This window comes from Arthrobacter sp. fls2-241-R2A-200 (genome assembly GCF_030209745.1).
Lineage (GTDB): Bacteria > Actinomycetota > Actinomycetes > Actinomycetales > Micrococcaceae > Arthrobacter.
Genome location: NZ_JARVRJ010000018.1, coordinates 1 through 19,276 on the forward strand (window position 1 = coordinate 1; position 19,276 = coordinate 19,276).

The window sequence follows — 19,276 nt, forward strand, 5'->3', positions numbered from 1 at the left end:
ACTCGCGACATCCACCTTGGCAAGGTGGTGCTCTACCAGCTGAGCTACGTCCGCAGTGCCGGTGCGGCGGGCAGCCCAGTGGGCATTCCGTCGCTTTCCGACGAGTAAAAACTCTATAGGAGGTTGCATCAAACTCCAAATCGCAAGGGATTTTGGGGTGGACGGAAGTGGCGCGACGGCGGCAAATGGCGCGTATTCACGCGGTTCCCGCGAGTTTCATCATTGTAATTTCACCGATGTTGTTCAGTGGTGGCGTCCAGTCACCATTGGCTATCTGGGTGGTTTTGCATTCGGGCCTGTGTCCGTTAGTCTTCTGTATGCACCTGGGCCGTGAGGCCGGATGTGCCGAAAGGCTGGTGCACAGGGGCGATTGGCGCAGTGGTAGCGCGCTTCGTTCACACCGAAGAGGTCACTGGTTCGAACCCAGTATCGCCCACCATCGGAGAACCCGTCCGGACTGGAAAACTTGGTAAGTCAGTCCGGGCGGGTTTTCCTTTTTAACTCCTTTTTAGCTTTCAGCTCGTTCTTAGCGCAGGATTTCCTTCAGCCTCAGTACTTTTACGTCACGATGTCCGCATACGCTGCACTTGCTGAGCGTGAGCGAACAAGAAGCCCAAACCGCTGGTCCTGTCCCTGCGTCGTATGCGGTGCCCGCTGACCTCGCCGCCAAGGCCCCCATCCTGGCGGCAAAACTCGAAAACCTGCCGGCCGAACAACTACTCATGCTCTTCCCGCCGGAGAATTCTGTCGGTGCCATGTGACACAGTCTTTGTATGACTGCTCCACTGCTTGCCCACGCTACTGACTACGGACGAATGTACGCCCGCTCCACCACGGAGCAATTCTCGGTCCCTTCCATCACCACCGTCATAGGACAACAAGCCCACGCGCTTGACGGGTGGTTCAGTTACATGGGTGCGAGCAGTCTTGCGGCCGATCCCGAACTCCCGGCGCTTCTTGGCAGCCCTGCCAGGATCCGCCAGGCCGTCAACAAAGCAGCGAAGGCTGCGGAGGCATACCGTGACCAGGCTGCTGCGCGGGGAGACCGCGTCCACACCTACTGCGAGCAAGTAGCACTGAGGGCCCTTGGCCTTCCCCACCGGATGCAGGAGTGCCGGGAAGAACTGGCTGCACACGGAGAGCAAGCCTTCGCCGCAAGGTTTGATGAATGGTGGGAGCTTTACCGGGTGGAACCGCTGGCACCGGAAATAACCGTATGGAATAAGACAGTTGGCTACGCAGGCACGCTGGACCTCGTGGCAAGGATCAACGGCCGGATCTGCCTGATCGATTACAAAACCAAGGGAACAACGCGTGACGGCACCGTGAAGACCTTGGACGACAAAGTCGTCATGCAGCTTGTCGCCGGGATGAAGGCGGAGGAGAGCTTGGTTGACCCCCTTGCCGGCCAGTGGGAGCCCTGGGCGTATGGGGATAATCCCATGCTGCTTGCCGTTGCCATCGGGGAAACGGAGGTCCGGCCCCAACGTGCAAACCCGGAGATCCTCAAGCATCACTGGTGGAAGTTCTGCGCCCTCCGCCGCGTCTGGGAAATGAATGCGGATGTGGTGGCCGCTGGGCAGGCACTGCTGCCGGTCGCGCCGCCGGTCTACTCTGCGGCTAATCCGGCACCCGTGGACAGCGCCCGCCTCGTGTCCTCCACTAAACTGGCTTAGGCTCCGCAAGACCCGCGGCCTGCTTTGACGATCGTGAGGACTGACAGTACATGGCAATTTTGAGTATCAGAATCATTGGGGATCCGGTGCTGCGCACCGTGGCCGATCCCGTCACTGATTTCGGTCCCGAGCTTGCCAAGCTGGTATCAGACATGACAGAAACCATGGAGGACGTGGACGGCGCAGGCCTGGCCGCTCCCCAAGTCGGGGTGAGCAAGCGCGTCTTCACCTACCGGATCGGTGGAGTGGAGGGGCACATCATCAACCCCGTGCTCGAAAACAGCGAGGATTTCCAGCCCGACCAGGTTGAAGGTTGCCTCTCGATCCCCGGACTGGGATTCCCTGTCCGCCGATACCGGAGAACCCGGGTAACCGGGGTGGACCTGCACGGCGATCCGGTCTCGGTGGAGGCTGAAGGGATGCTCGCACGCTGTTTCCAGCACGAGACAGACCACCTGGACGGAATCTTGTACACGGATCGGTTGGAGGGGGAGGACCGAAAGACCGCCCTGCGCGCCATCCGCCACGCAAATTATCACGCCATCACCGAGCAGACGACCACCAAGCGGGCCGGTACCGTGGGCTCCAGCTTCGGTGGCGGCAGCTTCGGGGTTCCCGCGTGAGGGTACTTTTTGCCGGGACTCCCGCCGTCGCGGTGCCGTCGCTGAACGCACTGCTGAAGGCAGGGTTCGACGTCGTAGCTGTCCTCACCCGACCGGACGCGCCCGTGGGGCGCAAGCGGATCATGACGCCCTCTCCTGTGGCAGCTCGCGCAGAGGAACTCGGCATTGAGGTCATCCGCGCAGCAAAGGTGGATGCAGAGACCACCAAACGCATCTCAGACATTGCCCCGGATGTCGCGGCCATTGTTGCCTACGGCGGAATTGTTCCCCCGGCCGCGTTGGCAATACCTCGGCACGGTTGGGTCAACCTGCATTTTTCCCTCCTTCCGGCATGGCGCGGCGCCGCTCCGGTGCAGCGTTCCATCATTGCCGGCGACGACGTCACCGGCGCGGCAACGTTCCAACTCGAAAAAGGCCTTGATACCGGGCCTGTCTTTGGCACCCTCACCGAAACGGTGCACCCGGAGGACACCGCCGGGCAACTTCTCGAACGGCTTTCGGACAGCGGCGCAGTCCTTCTGAGCCAGACGCTCTCCGCGATCGATGCTGGACGAGCCGTTGCCCAACCGCAAGCGGGGGAGGTGTCCTTGGCTCCCAAACTGACGCTGGAGGATGGGCGCTTGGACTGGCAGCAGCCTGCCCTGGCACTGAATCGACGAGCTCGGGGCGTTACCCCGGAGCCTGGAGCTTGGACCACCTTGGAAGGCCAAAGGGTCAAACTTGAACCAGTTCGGCTAAGGCCCGACGTCAAGAACCTTGCACCGGGAGCCATCAAGGTGGACGCAGGCGCGGTCCTGGTGGGCACTGGATCCCATGCAGTAGAGCTGGGCCGGATTCAGCCGGCCGGTAAGAAAATGATGTCGTCGGCCGACTGGGCCCGTGGCTTGGCAGCACCCGAGAGAGTGGTATTCGAATGAACGAGTCCGGCCGTCGTGGGCCCAGCAGCAGTGGCAACCGGGACGAACGTGGCAACCGGGATGCCGCTGGCAACAGCAGGCGGAACGCCCAAGGCCGGGAGCGTAACAGGGGCCCGCAGCGTGGCTTCTCGAACAACGCCCCGTCCCAGCGCACGCGTAGGGCAGATCCGGCCCGCCTGGTGGCTTTCGAAGTCCTCCGTGCCGTGGCCTCCGAGGACGCCTATGCAAACCTTGTCCTTCCCGCCCGGATCCGCGAGCACCGCCTCGACCGCCGGGATGCGGGATTTGCTACGGAGCTAAGCTATGGCGCCCTGCGGGGGCAGGGTACGTACGATGCCATCCTGGCCCGCTGCGTTGACCGGCCGCTGGACCAGTTGGACCCCGCAGTTCTGGATGCGCTGCGGATCGGTGTCCACCAGATTCTCTCCATGCGGGTCCCGCCCCACGCCGCCTTGGACCAAACCGTTGGGTTGGCGCGCGCAGTTATCGGAGCAGGCCCGTCCGCGCTCATTAATGCTGTCCTCCGTAAAGTCACGGCCCACACGTTCGACGAGTGGCTCGGCATCCTGCTCCACGATGAAACGGATGAGACCAAAGTCGCCGCCCTGCGCCATGCGCACCCCGAATGGATCGTTCGGGCCTTGCGCCAATCGTTGGTCAACCATGGACGTCCTAAAGCCGAGATTGACTCCTTGCTGGAGGCCGATAACGCTGCGCCCGTGGTGAACCTCGTGGCGTTGCCCGGGCTGGGCGACCTTGAGGAAGCCTTCGAGAACGGCGCCACGCCCGGCGAGCTCGTGGAGGATTCGGCCCTCTCGGCCGGCGGTGACCTGGGCCGCTTCGAGTCGGTCCGGCGCGGGACCACGCGCGTTCAGGACGTCGGATCGCAACTGGTGGCGCGAGCCTTGGCTGGCATCAGCCTCGAGGGTGCCACGCAGGGCGGGGAACGGTGGCTGGACTTGTGTGCGGGGCCTGGCGGGAAGGCGGCGCTCCTTGCAGCGTTGGCGTACCGCGAGGGCGCGACGCTCTTGGCAAACGAACCTGCGCCGCATCGAGCAAAACTGGTTCGACAAGCACTCTCGGCTGTGCCGGAGGAGGCATGGGCGGTGCGGACCGGTGACGGGCGGCAGGTCGGCGTCGAGCAGCCGGAATCCTTCGACCGCGTGCTGGTGGACGTACCCTGCAGCGGCCTCGGCGCCCTGCGTCGGCGCCCGGAGTCGAGGTGGCGCCGGACGCCGAAGGACATTGCCGACCTCGGCCCATTGCAGCGTGAACTGTTGAACTCCGCTGTTGACGCCGTCAAGCCCGGCGGGGTGGTTGCCTACGTGACGTGCTCTCCGCACCCGGCTGAAACAACCACCGTGGTGGGCGACGTCCTCGCGAAGCGGTCGGACCTGGAACTGTTGGATGCAGGACAAGCACTTGACCATGTCAGCCTCACAGGTAACTTGGGGGCCGGCCACGAGCTCATGGCCCAACTGTGGCCCCATGTGCACCAAACCGATGCAATGTTCATGGCCATCATCCGAAAGAAGTCCTAACCGCAGAACGCCTTCTGCGGGGCCCGCGGCGCGGGCCGCGGCCGCCGTCGCTCCAGAAACCATTTACCTGAAGGGCCTGCCTTGTCCCAGTGCTGTATCAACCCGAGCATCCTGTCCGCGGACTTCGTCAACCTTGAGTCGGAACTGCAGCGGATCAGCAATGCCGATGCTGTCCATGTGGACGTCATGGACAACCATTTCGTGCCCAACCTGACCCTTGGCCTGCCGGTGGTTCAGCGGATACAAGCGGTCAGCCCGGTTCCGCTGGATGCCCACCTCATGATTTCCGACGCCGACCGCTGGGCGCCTGCCTACGCCGACGCCGGCGTCGCTTCCGTTACGTTCCATGCGGAAGCGGCCATGGCACCGGTCAAGTTGGCCCGTGAGCTTCGGGCCCGTGGGTCCAAGGCGGGGATGGCGCTGCGGCCGGCCACCGCCGTGGAGCCGTACCTGGACATGCTCGGTGAGCTGGACATGCTGCTCATCATGACTGTTGAACCCGGTTTTGGCGGCCAGTCATTCCTCGACCTGACCTTGCCCAAGATCCGGCGTGCACGCGCTGCGGTTGAGGGCTCGGGGATTGGCGTGGCCATACAGGTTGATGGTGGCATTACGGAGGAGACCATCACCCGCGCCGCCGAGGCAGGGGCCAACGTATTTGTTGCGGGTTCGGCCGTCTACGGGCACCAGGACCCGGCGATGGCGATCGAGCGGCTCCGCGCAGCAGGGCAAGCTGCCATCGCGCAAAGCGCCTGACCGCCGTCGCCACACATGTTACGCAGATCGCCGGGAATAGCCTGGCCGCGTTGGCAGTTGTGGCAGAATAGCAAAACACATACGTGCTCCGGGGTCGGTGTAAGTCCGAACCGGCGGTTATAGTCCGCGACCCGCGAGCCATCGGATTCCAAGTCATTGGAAGCCGATGGCGGACGGTTGAACCGGTGGAATTCCGGTACCGACAGTTAAAGTCTGGATGGGAGAAGCACGTACAGCCATGCTGTGGGCGCCCGTTGCGGTCGCTCCCGCAGTGCGCTGTCGTACACCCCCGGAGTCATCGCGGCTTACTGGGAAGGAACGGCATGGATTTTCTGCGATGGCTCTTCGAAGCACAGATTCCCATTGGGGGATCTGCGCTTGTTTTACGCGAAGTGCTTGGAAACATTTTTGGGCTCCTCAGCGCCCTTGGCGGTATGCGCCGTAAAGTCTGGGCTTGGCCGGTTGGCATTATTGGCAACGGCCTCCTGCTCACCGTGTTTCTCGGAAACGTCTTTGGTGCTGCCACGCCTGCAACCCTGTGGGGCCAAGCTGCCCGGCAGGTCATGTTCATCGGGGTTGCCGGATACGGCTGGTACCGCTGGCGCCAAGCACGCATCTCCGGCTCCCAAGGGCAAGTAATCGTCCCCGGTTGGGCGGGTAACAACGTCCGCATCGCCTTGGCCGGTGCCATGATCGCAGGCACGGCCGCGCTGACCCCGCTGTTCGGCGCCCTCGGTTCATACCCGCCAGTCTGGGCAGATGCGTGGACTTTCATGGGTTCCCTGCTTGCCACCTACGGAATGGCCCGTGGATGGACTGAGTTCTGGCTCATCTGGGTTGCCGTTGACATTGTCGGGGTTCCCTTGCTGTTCAGCGCCGGCTACTACGCCAGCGCCGTCATGTATCTGTTCTACGGGTTCTTCACCCTCGCCGGGTTCTTTGTTTGGTGGCGGGCCGACAAACGCGAACACCGCTCTACCGGTGCCGCAGCGGTGACTGTCGGAGCCGCCCTATGAATGCTGCCGACACCACATACACCTCCGCCGAGCGTGCTGCCATGGGTTCAGCCCTGGCCGCGGCCTTGCGCGGACCGCGCGGTGCAAACCCCCTGGTGGGCGCCGTGATTTTGAGCCCCAGCGGAGAGCCATTGGCTACCGGATACCATAGGGGCGCGGGTACGGCCCACGCCGAGGCTGACGCCATTTTTGAGGCAGCACGGCAAGGCATCGACGTCAGGGGAACCACCATGGTGGTCACCCTTGAGCCCTGTAACCACGTGGGCCGGACGAATCCTTGCGCGCAGGCCATCATCGGTGCCGGAATCGCCCGGGTTGTCTACGCCGTCGACGATCCCCACGACCCGGCCGCCGGTGGAGCGCGCACTCTGCGCGCCGCCGGAATCGACGTCCGATCCGGGCTGGAAGCGATTGAGTCCACGAACCTCAATCGCGAGTGGTTCGACGCCGTGGCCGCTAAGCGCCCGTTCGTCACCCTGCACATTGCCCAGACGTTGGACAGCCGCATAGCCGCCGTCGATGGCACCAGCCAGTGGATCTCCAGCCCGGAGTCACTGGCCGATAATCATGGGTTGCGAGGCCTGATCGACGCGATCCTGGTGGGGACCGGGACGGTCCTTGCGGACAACCCCAGGCTTACCGCGCGCGAACCTGACGGCGGCCTGTCCGCCCGCCAGCCACTGCGCGCTGTCATGGGCTTGCGGGACGTTCCCCCGGATGCGGCCGTGCGCGGCGACGACGGCCGTTTCCGCCACCTGCCAACCAGGGATCCGGCGGAGGCGCTCAGCACCCTCTTCGCCGACGGCGTACGCCACGTCATGGTGGAAGGCGGCTCAAGTATCCTGAGTACTTTCCTGGCCGCAGGGCTGGTGGACGAGTTGATCGTCTACTTGGCTCCCACACTGCTGGGCTCCGGGACTCCTGCCCTGAACGACCTCGGCATCTCCACGCTTGCTGATGCGCAGCACTGGTCCTGGGACGAAGCAGGAGGCGGATCCGTCCGCACGCTGGGAAACGACCTTCGGCTCCATCTTCGGCCCAACCACAGGGCCGCCACCCCACCAAAGAATTCCGTTCCGGGCATTGAAGCTGCGGAACCAGTCACAGGAGGACACTGATGTTTACGGGAATTGTTGCCGAACAGGGCACCGTTGTGGGCATTGAGCACGACGGCGAGGCCAGCGCCACCTTGCGCCTGAAGGCGCCCACAACCACGGACGGTCTCGGCTTGGGTGGGTCCATCGCCGTCAACGGTGTGTGCCTCACGGCGACGAAGATAGACGGGCAGGACTTCAGCGTCGATGTCATGGGTGAGACGCTCGTGCGGACCACCATCGGTGAACTCGCGCCAGGTGACAGCGTGAACCTGGAACGCTGCGTCCAGGCGGGCGGACGCCTGGATGGCCATGTGGTGCAAGGCCACGTCGACGGTGTCGGGCAGCTTGTGGAACGTGAGGCACTGGGGAACTGGGATCGCCTACGGTTCGCCGTGCCACCCAACCTTGCCCGGTACATCGCCGAGAAGGGATCGATCGCCGTCGACGGTGTATCCCTGACCGTTACCGCCGTCAGCGCAGCAGCCGAGCCTGACCCGTGGTTTGAAGTTGGACTGATTCCCACCACACTCGAGGAAACGGGCTTGGGCGCCAAGACGGTAGGAGGGCGTGTGAACCTCGAGGTTGACGTGCTCGCCAAGTACACCGAGAGGCTCTTGTCTTTTGCTCCGCAGGGAGACGTTCGATGAGCGCCGTCACCACGCCGAGTGCGCTGGGTGCGCAGCGTCCCGGGCTCGACCCCGTGGAAGACGCGTTGGCGGCCATGGCTGCGGGCCGGCCCGTCATCGTTGTGGATAACGAAGACCGGGAGAACGAGGGCGACATCATCTTCGCCGCCGAACATGCCACGCCTGCCCTCATGGGGTGGACAATCCGCTACTCCTCCGGTGTGATCTGCGTCCCGCTGTCAGGCGACCGGGCGGACGCCTTGGACCTGCCGCCCATGGTGGCCGTGAACCAGGACGCCAAGGGAACCGCCTACACAGTCTCTTGTGATGCTGCGGACGGCGTGAGCACCGGAATTTCGGCCACGGACCGGGCCCTGACGGCGAGGATTCTGGCAGATCCGGACAGCAGTCCTGCATCAATTACCCGTCCCGGGCATATTTTCCCGCTCCGAGCCGTTAATGGTGGAGTGCGTGAACGTCCAGGACACACGGAAGCTGCCGTGGACTTGTGTCGTCTTGCCGGGCTTGCTCCGGTGGGTGTGATCGCTGAGTTGGTACATGATGACGGTGAAATGATGCGCTTGGACAGCCTGCGTGCCTTTGCCGCCGAACACGACTGCCCCCTCATCTCCATCGAGGACCTGGTGTCGTACGTTGAGGCGGTAGAGTCCCAGACGGCACATCTTTCACGGGCAGACGAGGAGAAGCGATGACCGCAACCACAGCACGCAGCAGCGACCACACGGACCCTGCACCCCAGGCCGTAAGCGGCGGGCCCGTCGTTCAGTTGCCCACGGCGTTCGGCAACTTCGTGGCGCAGGCATGGACGGATCATGAGACGGGCCACGAGCACTTGGCAGTGAGCTCGCCGAATCCGCCCAAGGGTGGCAAAGCCCCCTTGGTAAGGCTGCATTCGGAGTGCCTGACAGGTGATGTCTTCGGCTCCTACCGCTGCGACTGCGGCGAGCAATTGGCCTTTGCCTTGGAACTGATCCACGCCGAGGGCGGCACCTTGCTGTACCTCCGCGGGCAGGAAGGGCGGGGCATTGGCCTCGCCAACAAAATCAAGGCGTACGCGCTGCAGGAGGCCGGCTTCGATACCGTCGAGGCCAACGAGCAACTGGGCCTCCCCGTCGATGCGCGCTCGTACACCGCGGCCGCGCAGATCCTTGCGGAGATGGGCCTGCACGAGGTCCGGCTGCTGAGTAACAACCCGGACAAGCAGGACCGCTTGGCCCAAGCCGGGGTCACGGTTGTGGAGATGGTTCCCACCGAGGTTCCTTCCCGCGAACAGAATTTGCGTTACCTCCAAACCAAGAAGGACCGCATGGACCACCTGCTGACCTTGGACACCGCTCCGGTCGGCAACGGCAAGGCGCCGGCTGTCCGCCCCTTCGATACCCAACACGACTGAACGGATCCACAACCCAATGAGCGGACACGGCGCGCCCACTATCGACCTGAGCACCCTCAAGCCGGAGGAAACATCGCAGCTTCGGCTGGCCATCGTGGCGGCAAGCTGGCACACCCAAATCATGGATGGACTGGTGGACGGCGCCTTGCGCGCGGCGAAGGAGGCCGGCATCGCAGAACCTACGCTGCTGCGGGTTCCGGGCAGCTTCGAGCTCCCTGTCGCCGCCGCACGGCTGGCCCCGCACTTCGACGCCGTCGTGGCTCTTGGTGTGGTCATCCGCGGCGGAACACCGCATTTTGACTACGTCTGCCAAGCCGCGACGTCGGGCCTTACGGACGTCAGCGTTCGCACCGGCGTCCCGGTGGGCTTCGGCGTCCTGACGTGCGACGACGAACAGCAGGGCCTGGACCGTGCCGGACTTCCCGGTTCCAAGGAAGACAAGGGCCATGAGGCTGTGACGGCCGCCCTTGCCACGGCTGTGACCCTGAAGCAATACAGCTAAGACGAAAGGGATGCGGGTGTGTTCTCACTCACATCCCTTTCGTCATGCAGGCCCCCAACACGCGGGCAGCGGCCCGGAGCAAGTAGTCTGGAGGGCGTGAAGAATTTCGAGACGCTGTTCGCAGAACTGAGTGAGAAAGCAGCGACCCGCCCGGCAGGCTCGCGTACTGTGGCCGAACTGGACTCCGGAATCCACGGCATCGGCAAAAAGGTAGTCGAAGAGGCCGCCGAAGTCTGGATGGCCGCCGAGTACGAATCCGATGAAGCAGCTGCTGAGGAAATTTCCCAGCTCCTCTATCACCTGCAGGTGCTCATGCTCGCCAAGGGCCTCAGCCTGGAGGACGTTTACAAGCATCTCTAGCCACGCCCCTCCGCTCAAAGCATGCGGTGTCTGTTGCGTGGCCAAGGTGCCTGAAACCTCCCCTCCTAAAGAAAGCCAGTCCAATGCTCCGTGTAGCAGTCCCCAACAAGGGATCCTTGTCAGAAGCAGCCTCCGCCATGCTTTCCGAGGCCGGCTACCGCCAGCGTCGTGACTCCCGCGAGCTGGTCATGGTTGATCCTGACAACGATATTGAATTCTTTTTCCTCCGCCCCCGCGATATTGCCGTTTATGTAGGGCAGGGCACGTTGGACGTCGGCATCACAGGCAGGGACCTCCTTCTGGATGCCCAGGTGGAAGCCGAAGAGTTGCTTCCGCTGGGCTTCGCTGCCTCGACGTTCCGCTTCGCCGGACCCGTGGGTGACTTCACCGCCGTCGAACAGCTTGAAGGCAAGCGGCTGGCCACCAGCTACGACGGCCTCCTGCGCGACTACCTCGGTGAGCGTGGCGTCAACGCAACAGTGGTCCGGCTGGACGGTGCTGTGGAATCTTCCGTGCGGCTGGGCGTCGCCGATGCGATCGCCGACGTCGTTGAAACCGGCAACACGCTCAAGGCCGCGGGCATGGAAATCTTCGGCGAGCCCATCCTCAAATCCGAGGCAGTACTGATTCGCCGCACCGGTTCAGGGGGCGCTGCCAATGGCACCGCCAAGGAGATCGACATCCTGATCCGCCGCCTGCAGGGTGTGCTGGTGGCACGCCAATACGTCCTGATGGATTACGACATCCGCAAGGACCTCGTTGAAGATGCCGCCGCACTGACCCCCGGACTTGAATCACCCACCGTTTCGCCGCTGCGCGATTCGGAGTGGGTGGCCGTCCGGTCGATGGTTCCCAAGAGGGAAACCAACCGCATCATGGACGAGCTGTACGACCTCGGGGCGCGCGCCATCCTGGTCAGCAGCATCCACGCCTGCCGCATTTGATCCACTGATCGGATCAGTGCATTGGTCGAGCAGAGCCCAGCACAATTGAGGAGCAGCACATGGCTGTAGCCGTACGCGTCATTCCCTGCTTGGATGTCGACGCCGGTCGCGTCGTCAAGGGAGTCAACTTCGAAGGGCTGCGCGACGCCGGTGACCCGGTGGAACTGGCCCATCGCTACGATAACGGCGGCGCCGACGAGCTGACGTTCCTGGACGTCACGGCATCCTCCGGCAACCGCGAAACCACGTTCGACGTCGTCCGCCGCACCGCCGAGGAAGTGTTCATCCCCCTGACCGTGGGCGGAGGTGTTCGTGGCGTGGCGGAGGTGGACAAACTCTTGCGCTTCGGCGCCGACAAGGCCTCCATCAACACCGCCGCAGTTGCTCGGCCAGGGGTCATCGACGAGATCACCCGGCACTTCGGTTCGCAGGTGCTGGTGCTCTCCGTGGACGCGCGCCGGACCCGGGCAGGTGACGTCCCGACGTCGTCCGGTTTTGAGGTGACAACACACGGTGGCCGGACCGGTACAGGGATTGACGCCATTGAGTGGGCCAAAGAAGCCGCGGATCGGGGAGTGGGGGAGATCCTCCTCAATTCCATCGACGCCGATGGCACCAAGGACGGGTTCGACCTTGAGCTCATCAAGAAGGTCCGGGCGGCAGTCAACATTCCGATCATCGCCTCGGGCGGGGCTGGCGAGCCGGCCCACTTTCCGCCGGCGGTGCAAGCAGGGGCCGACGCCGTGCTGGCAGCGTCCGTCTTCCACTTTGGCCCTGACGACATGATCGCCCAGGTCAAGGCCGCGATACGGGCGGCCGGATTCGAAGTCCGCTAGTCAGAGGCCGATGTCAGCGGTTTGCAAAAGCGCGACGGCGTCCGGCTGGCCTTCGAAGGTGACCAGGGCCTGGCCGGTACGCCCGTGGGCGTGCATCAGCAGTTCCCCGGGTTCGCCGACAATCGCCACGGAAACCGGGGCGCGTTTTGCCACATGACGGGGGCCACTGGGGCGTACAAGCACAATCCCCAAATCGACGCCGCGGTAAAGGAAAGCTGCGCGTTTGATCAGGTCGTCCCACAGGGCGTCCGAGTACGCTTCATCCAGCGCCCGAGGAGCCCATCGATCACCTGCCCGCCGGATGTCCTCGGTGTGCACAAAGTATTCAATGAGGTTGGACGTCTCATCCAACGCCTTGATCTTCATGGGTGACAGGGCAGGGGGGCCGGCCCGGAACGTCTTGATCAACCGGGCGTAGGCGTCCGGGCTTTCCAGCTTGGCTGCGAGCTTGGACGTTGCCTTTTCCGATGCCTTACCCAAGCGCGGGATCATCAGGCCGACGCCGACCGCGATCTTCCGCTCCCGCAGGTACAAGTGTGCGGCGAGGTCCCGCGTGCGCCACCCTGCGCAGAGCGTGGGGGAGTCAGGTCCGGCCGCCAGCAGGGTTTCAGCCAGTACTTCTCGGGAAGGTTCGACGAAATGCATCACTTGTGAAAGTAGCACGATCCGGGCCCTCTTGCGCAGTGGAACCGCCGCAGGAAACGGGTCTCGCCGCAGGCACTAGACTTGATCTGATGTCAGAGCAGTCCGCCTCCAGTCCCGCTCCCTCCGTGGAGCTTTCCAGCGACCCCTCAAGCCCGCTGCCGCGGGAGATTGCACGTGCCTTGAAGCGTGACTCCGCGGGGCTCGTTGCTGCCATTGTCCAGCAGCACGACACCCATGAGGTGTTGATGCTCGGTTGGATGGACGATGAGGCGTTGCACCGTACTATGACCACGGGCCGAGTAACTTTTTACTCCCGTTCCCGCCAGGAGTATTGGCGTAAGGGTGATACGTCCGGACACGCGCAGTTCGTCAAGTCTGTGGCCCTCGACTGCGACGGCGATGCCCTCCTGGTCCGGGTGGACCAGGTCGGCGCAGCTTGCCACACCGGAACCCGCACCTGCTTCGACGGTCGCGATTTCGACGTTGTCACGGGCAATCGCGCCTGAGACATTCTTTACCTTCTACTGAAGCAGCACCGCAGAACTAAGGCACCCCACAACTAAGGCGCCCAGAACTAAGGCACCCAGACCAAAGGCGGAGAACAATAGCCATGCAGGACCTTGGAATCATCAGCCCGGGCCTGGAAGAGTTCCGTGAACTCGCCGTCCACAGCCGTGTCATCCCCGTGCGGCTTAAGGTGCTCGCGGACGCAGAGACGCCCATAGGCCTCTACCGGAAGCTGGCCAAGGGCCAGCCGGGCACGTTTCTGCTGGAGTCCGCCGCCGTGGGCGGTGCATGGTCACGTTACTCCTTCATCGGTGCCAAGTCGCGCGCTACGTTGACCACCAAGGACGGCCAAGCGCACTGGATCGGGGCGCCTCCCGTTGGTGTGCCGGTGTCCGGGAACCCGGTGGAAGCCGTCCGCGACACGGTTGCTGCCCTGCAAACTGACCGCTTTGAGGGACTTCCACCGTTCACCTCGGGCTTGGTTGGCTTCCTGGGGTGGGAAGCTGTTCGGCACTGGGAGCGGCTGACCAGCCCTCCTGAGGATGACCTGAACCTTCCCGAGATGGCGCTGAACCTTGTCACCGACATGGCAGTTCACGACAACGTGGACGGAACGGTCCTCCTGATCGCCAACGCGATCAACTTTGACGACAGTTCCGAGCGCGTCGATGAAGCTTGGCACGACGCCGTTGCCCGGGTAAATGCCCTCTTGGACCAGGTCAGTACACCTGTGGCGCAGCCGGTGTCCGTCCTCCAGGGCACAGCCTTGGACTTCGCATCCAGCGTGCAGGAACGCTGGGATGAGGCCAAGTACTTGGAGGCGATTGATCGGGGCAAGGAAGCAATCGTCGACGGCGAAGTCTTCCAGGTGGTCATTTCCCGCCGCTTCGAGATGGAGTGCGCGGCTGATCCCCTGGACGTCTATCGGGTGCTGCGCAACACCAATCCGAGCCCTTACATGTACATTTTCAGCTTGGCTGACGCCGAGGGTCGCGAGTACTCGATCGTTGGTTCCTCGCCGGAGGCTTTGGTCACCGTCACGGGGGATGAAGTGATCACCCACCCGATTGCGGGGTCACGTCCGCGGGGGAAGACCGTGGAAGCCGATAAGGCCCTGGCCACGGAACTCCTCGAGGACAAAAAGGAACGTGCCGAGCACTTGATGCTGGTTGACCTGTCCCGTAACGATCTCTCCAAGGTCTGCGTTGCAGGAACTGTTGACGTCACCCAGTTCATGGAGGTGGAGCGCTTCAGCCACATCATGCACCTGGTTTCAACGGTGGTGGGTGAACTTTCTCCTCAAGCCACGGCTTACGACGTCCTCAAGGCCACATTCCCTGCAGGGACCCTCTCTGGTGCGCCCAAGCCACGTGCCCTGCGACTGCTCGACGAACTTGAACCACACCGGCGCGGCATTTATGGCGGGGTGGTGGGATACCTGGACTTCGCCGGCGACATGGACATGGCGATTGCCATCCGTTCCGCGCTGCTTCGCGAAGGGCGCGCCTACGTCCAAGCCGGCGGAGGGATCGTGGCCGATTCGCACAAGCCGTCCGAAGCACTGGAGACCGTCAATAAGGCAGCAGCGCCGCTTCGCGCTGTCCATACGGCCAGTTCACTGCGGAACGTTACGGCTGAGCCCGCCCCTGGCGGCCGTCTGCTCGACGACGGGACCCCCGCGTCATGAAGCCCACGGCAACAGTCACTTCACGTAGCACCAAGGCTCCGCGTTGGGCCCGGAAATCGATGCTGGTGCTGGCCATCACCGTCCTTGCCATTGCAGTCTTCGGGGCCAGTACCCAGACATGGATCGAGGTCCAACTGGATCCGGCAGGTGCCTCCAGCAGCGCGCTCCACGTACAGGGCAATAAGGCAGCAACCGCGGTGACCGCACTGGCACTCGTGGCGTTGGCCGGGGGTTTGGCAGCTTCCATCGCCGGTAGGGTGGCCCGTTGGATCATCGCGGCGCTGATCACCCTTTCCGCCGTCGGGATTGTTGCAGCGGTGATCTCCGTCCTGGTGAACCCGTTAGGCGCGGCCCAGGGCTCCATCGCCGGGGCAACCGGGGTATCCGGCGGCCAGGCCAACGTGGCGCCGACGGCGTACCCCGTCATCGCGTTGGTGGCCGGCGTCCTCTTGGCGATCATCGCCGTCGTGCTTCCGCTGGCGGGCCGCTACTGGAAGTCCCGGACAAAATACGACGCCGGTCCCGCGGGTGCCGGGCCGACAAGCGGACCAGTGGATGAGATCGACAGTTGGGACCGCCTCTCCCGCGGCGAAGACCCCACCTAAAGCGTCATGAGGGCCCAGGGCACGCCAAGTAAAACAACAGGCACGGCACTTGGTGAATGTCCCAGCCGCCCTCAAAAAATGGCAGAATGTAAGCAGTATTCATCCTGAGGAGATTTCACATGAGCAAAACCACAGTGTCCGATCACCAAGCCGCTTCAGCGATGGCCAGCCACAGCGATGCCATCGGTCACGGCAACAGCCCGGCAGCGTGGACGTGCGTCATCGTGATGCTGGTTGGCGCCCTCATTTCCTCCATCGCTTTCGTCATTGCCAGCACCCCGATCTTCATCGGCGGCGTAGTGGTACTGGTCATCGGCCTCATCGTAGGTTGGGTCATGCGCAAGGCGGGCTACGGAGTGGGCGGCAGCAAGCTGCAGAACAACGGCCACTGACGGTGACCGTTCTTGACGACATCATCGTTGGCGTCAAGGAGGACATGGCGGCACGCCGCGGCCTCGTCTCCCTTGCCGAGCTGAAGGATAGGGCAGCCGCTGCGCTTCCGGCCCGGGATGCCTGGGCCGCGTTGGGCGGTCCCGATGCCAGCCGCACCGATCTCAAGGTCATCGCAGAGATCAAGCGTCGCAGCCCCTCCAAGGGCGAACTCGCCTCCATCGCGGACCCCGCTTCGCTGGCGGTGCAGTATTCCGACGGCGGTGCCTCCGTGATCAGTGTCCTCACGGAACAGCGCCGGTTCGGCGGATCCCTTGCGGACTTCGATTCGGTGCGCGCCGCCGTCGAGACGCCCCTGCTGCGCAAGGACTTCACGGTAGACGAGTACCAGATCTGGGAAGCCCGCGCACACGGCGCTGACCTGATCCTCCTCATTGTCGCGGCTCTTTCTGATGCCCAGCTCGCGGAGTTCAGCGCACTCAGCCGCCACTTGGGCATGAATGTCCTGGTGGAGACGCACACTGAGGACGAGATCGAGCGTGCCGTGGCGGCGCAAGCCAGGATAATCGGCGTCAACGTCCGCAACCTCAAGACGCTCGACGTCGACCGTTCCGTTTTCGGATCGCTGGCCGGGTTGATTCCGGCTGAGGCAGTCGTGGTGGCAGAGTCCGGAGTCCGTGGTGCAAGCGATGTTGCGGACTACGCAGCCAAGGGGGCCAACGCCATCCTGGTAGGGGAAGCCCTTGTGAGCGATTCAACGCCTCAGGAACGCATCGCCGAGTTTAAGGCCGCGGGAGCCGCGGCCATCGCCGTCAGGAGCTGACTGGCAAGACTGGGCTGGAATACCGCGGTGGCGCATTCACTGACGTGGCCGCCGACTCGTGGAACACCAAGCTTGTGGAAATACCCGATGAACTAACGTGAACAGGACGGTGAGACCGATGGTCGACGCGCCAACACCCACCCCGAACGTGGATGCCGCTGACGCATTCCTGCAAGGTGGCCCTTCGCTGCGCAACGCCTCCGGGCCGTACTTCGGCAGCTACGGTGGCCGTTGGATGCCCGAGTCGCTGATCGCCGCCCTGGACGAGGTGCAGGACACCTTCGAGAAGGCGAAAGCGGATCCCGATTTCATCGCCCAGCTCAAGGACCTCAACAAAAATTATTCGGGCCGCCCCTCCCTGTTGACTGAAGCCAAGCGCTTCTCACAGCACGCAGGGGGAGCACGGATTTTCCTCAAGCGCGAAGACCTGAACCACACGGGATCGCACAAGATCAACAATGTTCTGGGGCAGGCACTGCTTGCCAAGCGCATGGGCAAGACCCGCGTGATCGCCGAGACCGGAGCTGGCCAGCACGGTGTCGCCTCGGCCACGGCAGCTGCCCTGTTGGGCCTCGAGTGTGTTGTCTACATGGGGGCCGAGGACTGCCGCCGCCAGGCTTTGAACGTGGCCCGGATGCAGTTGCTCGGGGCCACCGTTGTTCCGGTGACGAACGGTTCCCAGACGTTGAAGGACGCCATCAACGATGCCCTTCGCGACTGGGTTTCGAACGTGGAGCACACGCACTACCTCTTGGGGACAGCTGCTGGAGCCCACCCTTTCCCGGCGATGGTCCGTTACTTCCATGAAGTTATTGGCGAAGAGGCCCGCAGCCAGATCCTGGAGCAGACGGGGAGGCTTCCGGACGCCATTTGTGCCTGCATCGGTGGCGGGTCGAACGCCATTGGCCTGTTCCACGCCTTCCTGGACGATGCGTCCGTGAAGATCTATGGCTTTGAAGCCGGTGGCGAGGGCGTCGAGACCGGCCGGCATGCGGCCGCGATCTCACTGGGCCGTCCCGGCGTCTTGCACGGCGCCCGGTCCTACTTGATGCAGGATGAGGACGGCCAGACCATCGAATCCCACTCCATTTCGGCAGGTCTGGACTACCCGAGCGTCGGTCCGGAGCACTCCTACCTGGCTGACATCGGAAGGGTGTCCTACGAGGCAATCACGGACACCGAGGCCATGGATGCCTTCAGCCTGCTGTGCCGGACAGAGGGCATCATCCCGGCCATCGAGTCATCCCATGCCCTTGCCGGTGCGATCAAGCTCGGTAAGCGGCTCACCGAGGGCAAGGACACGGCATCGGACGTGACCATCATCGTGAACCTTTCAGGGCGCGGAGACAAAGACGTGGAGACCGCTGCGGCCTGGTTCAACATGCTGGACTCGGAAGGCCACGTCAAGGGCACCACGTTGTCCACGCGTAAGCCCAAGGGACCCACGGATCGGTCCTCCGATGCAGCTCCCCATCACAGCGAGGACCAGAACCGATGACCGAAGAATTTGCCAGTAAGTCCGCAGCAGCGATTGATCGCGCTGCAGCAGAAGGCCGTGCCGCCTTGGTGGGCTATCTGCCCGCAGGCTACCCGTCGGTTCGGGAGAGTATCGCTGCCGGGATCGCGTTGGCCGAAAATGGGGCGGACCTCATCGAGATCGGCATCCCCTATTCCGATCCCGTCATGGATGGCCCCGTCATTCAGGCCGCCACCACCGAAGCAATCGCCGGCGGTTTCCGCGTCGCTGACGTGTTCGACGTCGTCGCAGGCATCACTGCCGCGACTGACGCCGCCGTCTTGGTCATGACGTACTGGAATCCGGTGATGCGCATGGGCGTGGACGAGTTCTCCCGTCGCCTCGCCGAAGCCGGGGGAGCGGGCCTCATCACGCCGGACCTCATTCCCGACGAGGCTTCGGAGTGGCTTGAGGCTTCCGATAAGTACGGGCTTGACCGTGTTTTCCTTGTGGCACCTTCTTCCACCCCGGAACGCCTCGACATGACCGTCAAGGCCAGCCGCGGGTTCGTCTATGCCGTCTCCATCATGGGTGTCACCGGAACCCGCCAATCGGTCAGCAGCAGTGCCGAGGCCGTGGTTGCCCACGCCCGGGCAGCCGGGGCAGCGCGTGTTTGCGTGGGGCTGGGCGTTTCGAATCCGGATCATGTCCGCGAGATTGCAGCCTACGCCGATGGAGTGATCGTGGGCACTGCCTTGGTCGCGGCCCTCCGCGATGGTGGCGTGGACGCCGTCGGGCAACTCACCAAGAACCTCAGCGCCGGCCTGGGCCGCGCAGCTGTGGAAGCCTAAGAAA

General features: G+C 63.6%; 23 protein-coding genes, 1 tRNA gene and 1 riboswitch. Of the genes, 23 read left to right on the plus strand and 1 reads right to left on the minus strand.

Annotation, left to right across the window (positions count from 1 at the left end; translation table 11 throughout):
• Window positions 1-364 precede the first annotated feature (364 nt).
• The 16 genes from QRN42_RS17060 (at window position 365) to hisF (ending at window position 12,308) form a co-directional block, all read left to right on the plus strand.
• Window positions 365-439 (plus strand) — tRNA-Val (locus tag QRN42_RS17060).
• A gap of 157 nt (window positions 440-596) precedes the next feature.
• Window positions 597-761 carry a hypothetical protein gene (locus QRN42_RS17065; RefSeq protein WP_284980313.1) on the plus strand — a complete coding sequence of 55 codons (165 nt, stop codon included), beginning with the start codon at window positions 597-599 and terminating at the stop codon, window positions 759-761.
• 12 nt (window positions 762-773) lie between these two features.
• The gene (locus QRN42_RS17070) at window positions 774-1,676 is read left to right on the plus strand and encodes a cytochrome (RefSeq protein WP_284980314.1); all 903 of its coding nucleotides are present in this window, start codon (window positions 774-776) and stop codon (window positions 1,674-1,676) included.
• 50 nt (window positions 1,677-1,726) lie between these two features.
• Window positions 1,727-2,299, plus strand: a complete 573-nt coding sequence (def, locus tag QRN42_RS17075; protein WP_284980315.1) for a peptide deformylase — start codon at window positions 1,727-1,729, stop codon at window positions 2,297-2,299.
• Entirely contained in the window at window positions 2,296-3,216 is a 921-nt protein-coding gene (fmt, locus tag QRN42_RS17080; RefSeq protein WP_284980316.1) for a methionyl-tRNA formyltransferase, read from the plus strand. The genes def and fmt overlap by 4 nt, the downstream gene beginning before the upstream one ends.
• Window positions 3,213-4,757 carry an RsmB/NOP family class I SAM-dependent RNA methyltransferase gene (locus QRN42_RS17085; RefSeq protein ID WP_284980317.1) on the plus strand — a complete coding sequence of 515 codons (1,545 nt, stop codon included), beginning with the start codon at window positions 3,213-3,215 and terminating at the stop codon, window positions 4,755-4,757. Before fmt ends, QRN42_RS17085 begins: the two co-directional genes overlap by 4 nt.
• Before the next feature lie 81 nt (window positions 4,758-4,838).
• Window positions 4,839-5,513 carry a ribulose-phosphate 3-epimerase gene (gene rpe / locus QRN42_RS17090; RefSeq protein ID WP_284980318.1) on the plus strand — a complete coding sequence of 225 codons (675 nt, stop codon included), beginning with the start codon at window positions 4,839-4,841 and terminating at the stop codon, window positions 5,511-5,513.
• A gap of 79 nt (window positions 5,514-5,592) precedes the next feature.
• Window positions 5,593-5,747, plus strand: a riboswitch (FMN riboswitch).
• A gap of 89 nt (window positions 5,748-5,836) precedes the next feature.
• Window positions 5,837-6,529, plus strand: coding sequence for a nicotinamide riboside transporter PnuC (gene pnuC, locus QRN42_RS17095; RefSeq protein WP_284980319.1), 693 nt, complete (start codon window positions 5,837-5,839; stop codon window positions 6,527-6,529).
• On the plus strand, window positions 6,526-7,647 hold the full coding sequence (gene ribD, locus QRN42_RS17100; protein WP_284980320.1) for a bifunctional diaminohydroxyphosphoribosylaminopyrimidine deaminase/5-amino-6-(5-phosphoribosylamino)uracil reductase RibD: 1,122 nt from the start codon (window positions 6,526-6,528) through the stop codon (window positions 7,645-7,647). The genes pnuC and ribD overlap by 4 nt, the downstream gene beginning before the upstream one ends.
• Entirely contained in the window at window positions 7,647-8,273 is a 627-nt protein-coding gene (locus QRN42_RS17105) for a riboflavin synthase (RefSeq protein WP_284980321.1), read from the plus strand. The genes ribD and QRN42_RS17105 overlap by 1 nt, the downstream gene beginning before the upstream one ends.
• Window positions 8,270-8,965 (plus strand): 3,4-dihydroxy-2-butanone-4-phosphate synthase, encoded by a 696-nt coding sequence (ribB, locus tag QRN42_RS17110; protein WP_284980322.1) that lies wholly within the window; start codon window positions 8,270-8,272, stop codon window positions 8,963-8,965. The genes QRN42_RS17105 and ribB overlap by 4 nt, the downstream gene beginning before the upstream one ends.
• Complete coding sequence (gene ribA / locus QRN42_RS17115; protein ID WP_284977339.1) at window positions 8,962-9,666, plus strand: GTP cyclohydrolase II; 705 nt, start codon at window positions 8,962-8,964, stop codon at window positions 9,664-9,666. The genes ribB and ribA overlap by 4 nt, the downstream gene beginning before the upstream one ends.
• A 16-nt stretch (window positions 9,667-9,682) precedes the next feature.
• A complete protein-coding gene (gene ribH / locus QRN42_RS17120; protein WP_284980323.1) occupies window positions 9,683-10,168 on the plus strand; it encodes a 6,7-dimethyl-8-ribityllumazine synthase in 486 nt (161 codons plus the stop codon).
• A 96-nt stretch (window positions 10,169-10,264) separates the two neighbouring features.
• A complete protein-coding gene (locus QRN42_RS17125) occupies window positions 10,265-10,528 on the plus strand; it encodes a phosphoribosyl-ATP diphosphatase (RefSeq protein ID WP_018778638.1) in 264 nt (87 codons plus the stop codon).
• Window positions 10,529-10,611: 83 nt separating this feature from the next.
• Complete coding sequence (gene hisG, locus QRN42_RS17130; protein WP_284977337.1) at window positions 10,612-11,472, plus strand: ATP phosphoribosyltransferase; 861 nt, start codon at window positions 10,612-10,614, stop codon at window positions 11,470-11,472.
• Between the two features lie 59 nt (window positions 11,473-11,531).
• A complete protein-coding gene (gene hisF / locus QRN42_RS17135; RefSeq protein WP_284980324.1) occupies window positions 11,532-12,308 on the plus strand; it encodes an imidazole glycerol phosphate synthase subunit HisF in 777 nt (258 codons plus the stop codon).
• Here the strand turns inward: hisF and QRN42_RS17140 are convergent, their stop codons facing one another.
• Complete coding sequence (locus QRN42_RS17140) at window positions 12,309-12,953, minus strand: TIGR03085 family metal-binding protein (RefSeq protein WP_284977350.1); 645 nt, start codon at window positions 12,951-12,953, stop codon at window positions 12,309-12,311. It lies immediately after the preceding gene.
• 89 nt (window positions 12,954-13,042) lie between these two features.
• Here QRN42_RS17140 and hisI point away from each other — a divergent pair, with 89 nt between their 5' ends.
• The 7 genes from hisI to trpA all read left to right on the plus strand — a co-directional run bounded on the left by hisI (window position 13,043) and on the right by trpA (window position 19,272).
• Window positions 13,043-13,459: a phosphoribosyl-AMP cyclohydrolase gene (gene hisI / locus QRN42_RS17145; protein WP_284980325.1), complete on the plus strand. Its 417-nt coding sequence runs from the start codon at window positions 13,043-13,045 to the stop codon at window positions 13,457-13,459.
• 104 nt (window positions 13,460-13,563) lie between these two features.
• On the plus strand, window positions 13,564-15,147 hold the full coding sequence (locus QRN42_RS17150; RefSeq protein ID WP_284980326.1) for an anthranilate synthase component I: 1,584 nt from the start codon (window positions 13,564-13,566) through the stop codon (window positions 15,145-15,147).
• On the plus strand, window positions 15,144-15,752 hold the full coding sequence (locus QRN42_RS17155) for a Trp biosynthesis-associated membrane protein (RefSeq protein ID WP_284980327.1): 609 nt from the start codon (window positions 15,144-15,146) through the stop codon (window positions 15,750-15,752). The genes QRN42_RS17150 and QRN42_RS17155 overlap by 4 nt, the downstream gene beginning before the upstream one ends.
• Before the next feature lie 119 nt (window positions 15,753-15,871).
• A complete protein-coding gene (locus QRN42_RS17160; RefSeq protein ID WP_284977332.1) occupies window positions 15,872-16,144 on the plus strand; it encodes an HGxxPAAW family protein in 273 nt (90 codons plus the stop codon).
• Between the two features lie 2 nt (window positions 16,145-16,146).
• Window positions 16,147-16,965 carry an indole-3-glycerol phosphate synthase TrpC gene (gene trpC / locus QRN42_RS17165; RefSeq protein WP_284980328.1) on the plus strand — a complete coding sequence of 273 codons (819 nt, stop codon included), beginning with the start codon at window positions 16,147-16,149 and terminating at the stop codon, window positions 16,963-16,965.
• A gap of 118 nt (window positions 16,966-17,083) precedes the next feature.
• Window positions 17,084-18,463, plus strand: coding sequence for a tryptophan synthase subunit beta (gene trpB / locus QRN42_RS17170; protein WP_284980329.1), 1,380 nt, complete (start codon window positions 17,084-17,086; stop codon window positions 18,461-18,463).
• The gene (trpA, locus tag QRN42_RS17175) at window positions 18,460-19,272 is read left to right on the plus strand and encodes a tryptophan synthase subunit alpha (protein ID WP_284980330.1); all 813 of its coding nucleotides are present in this window, start codon (window positions 18,460-18,462) and stop codon (window positions 19,270-19,272) included. Before trpB ends, trpA begins: the two co-directional genes overlap by 4 nt.
• Window positions 19,273-19,276 lie beyond the last annotated feature (4 nt).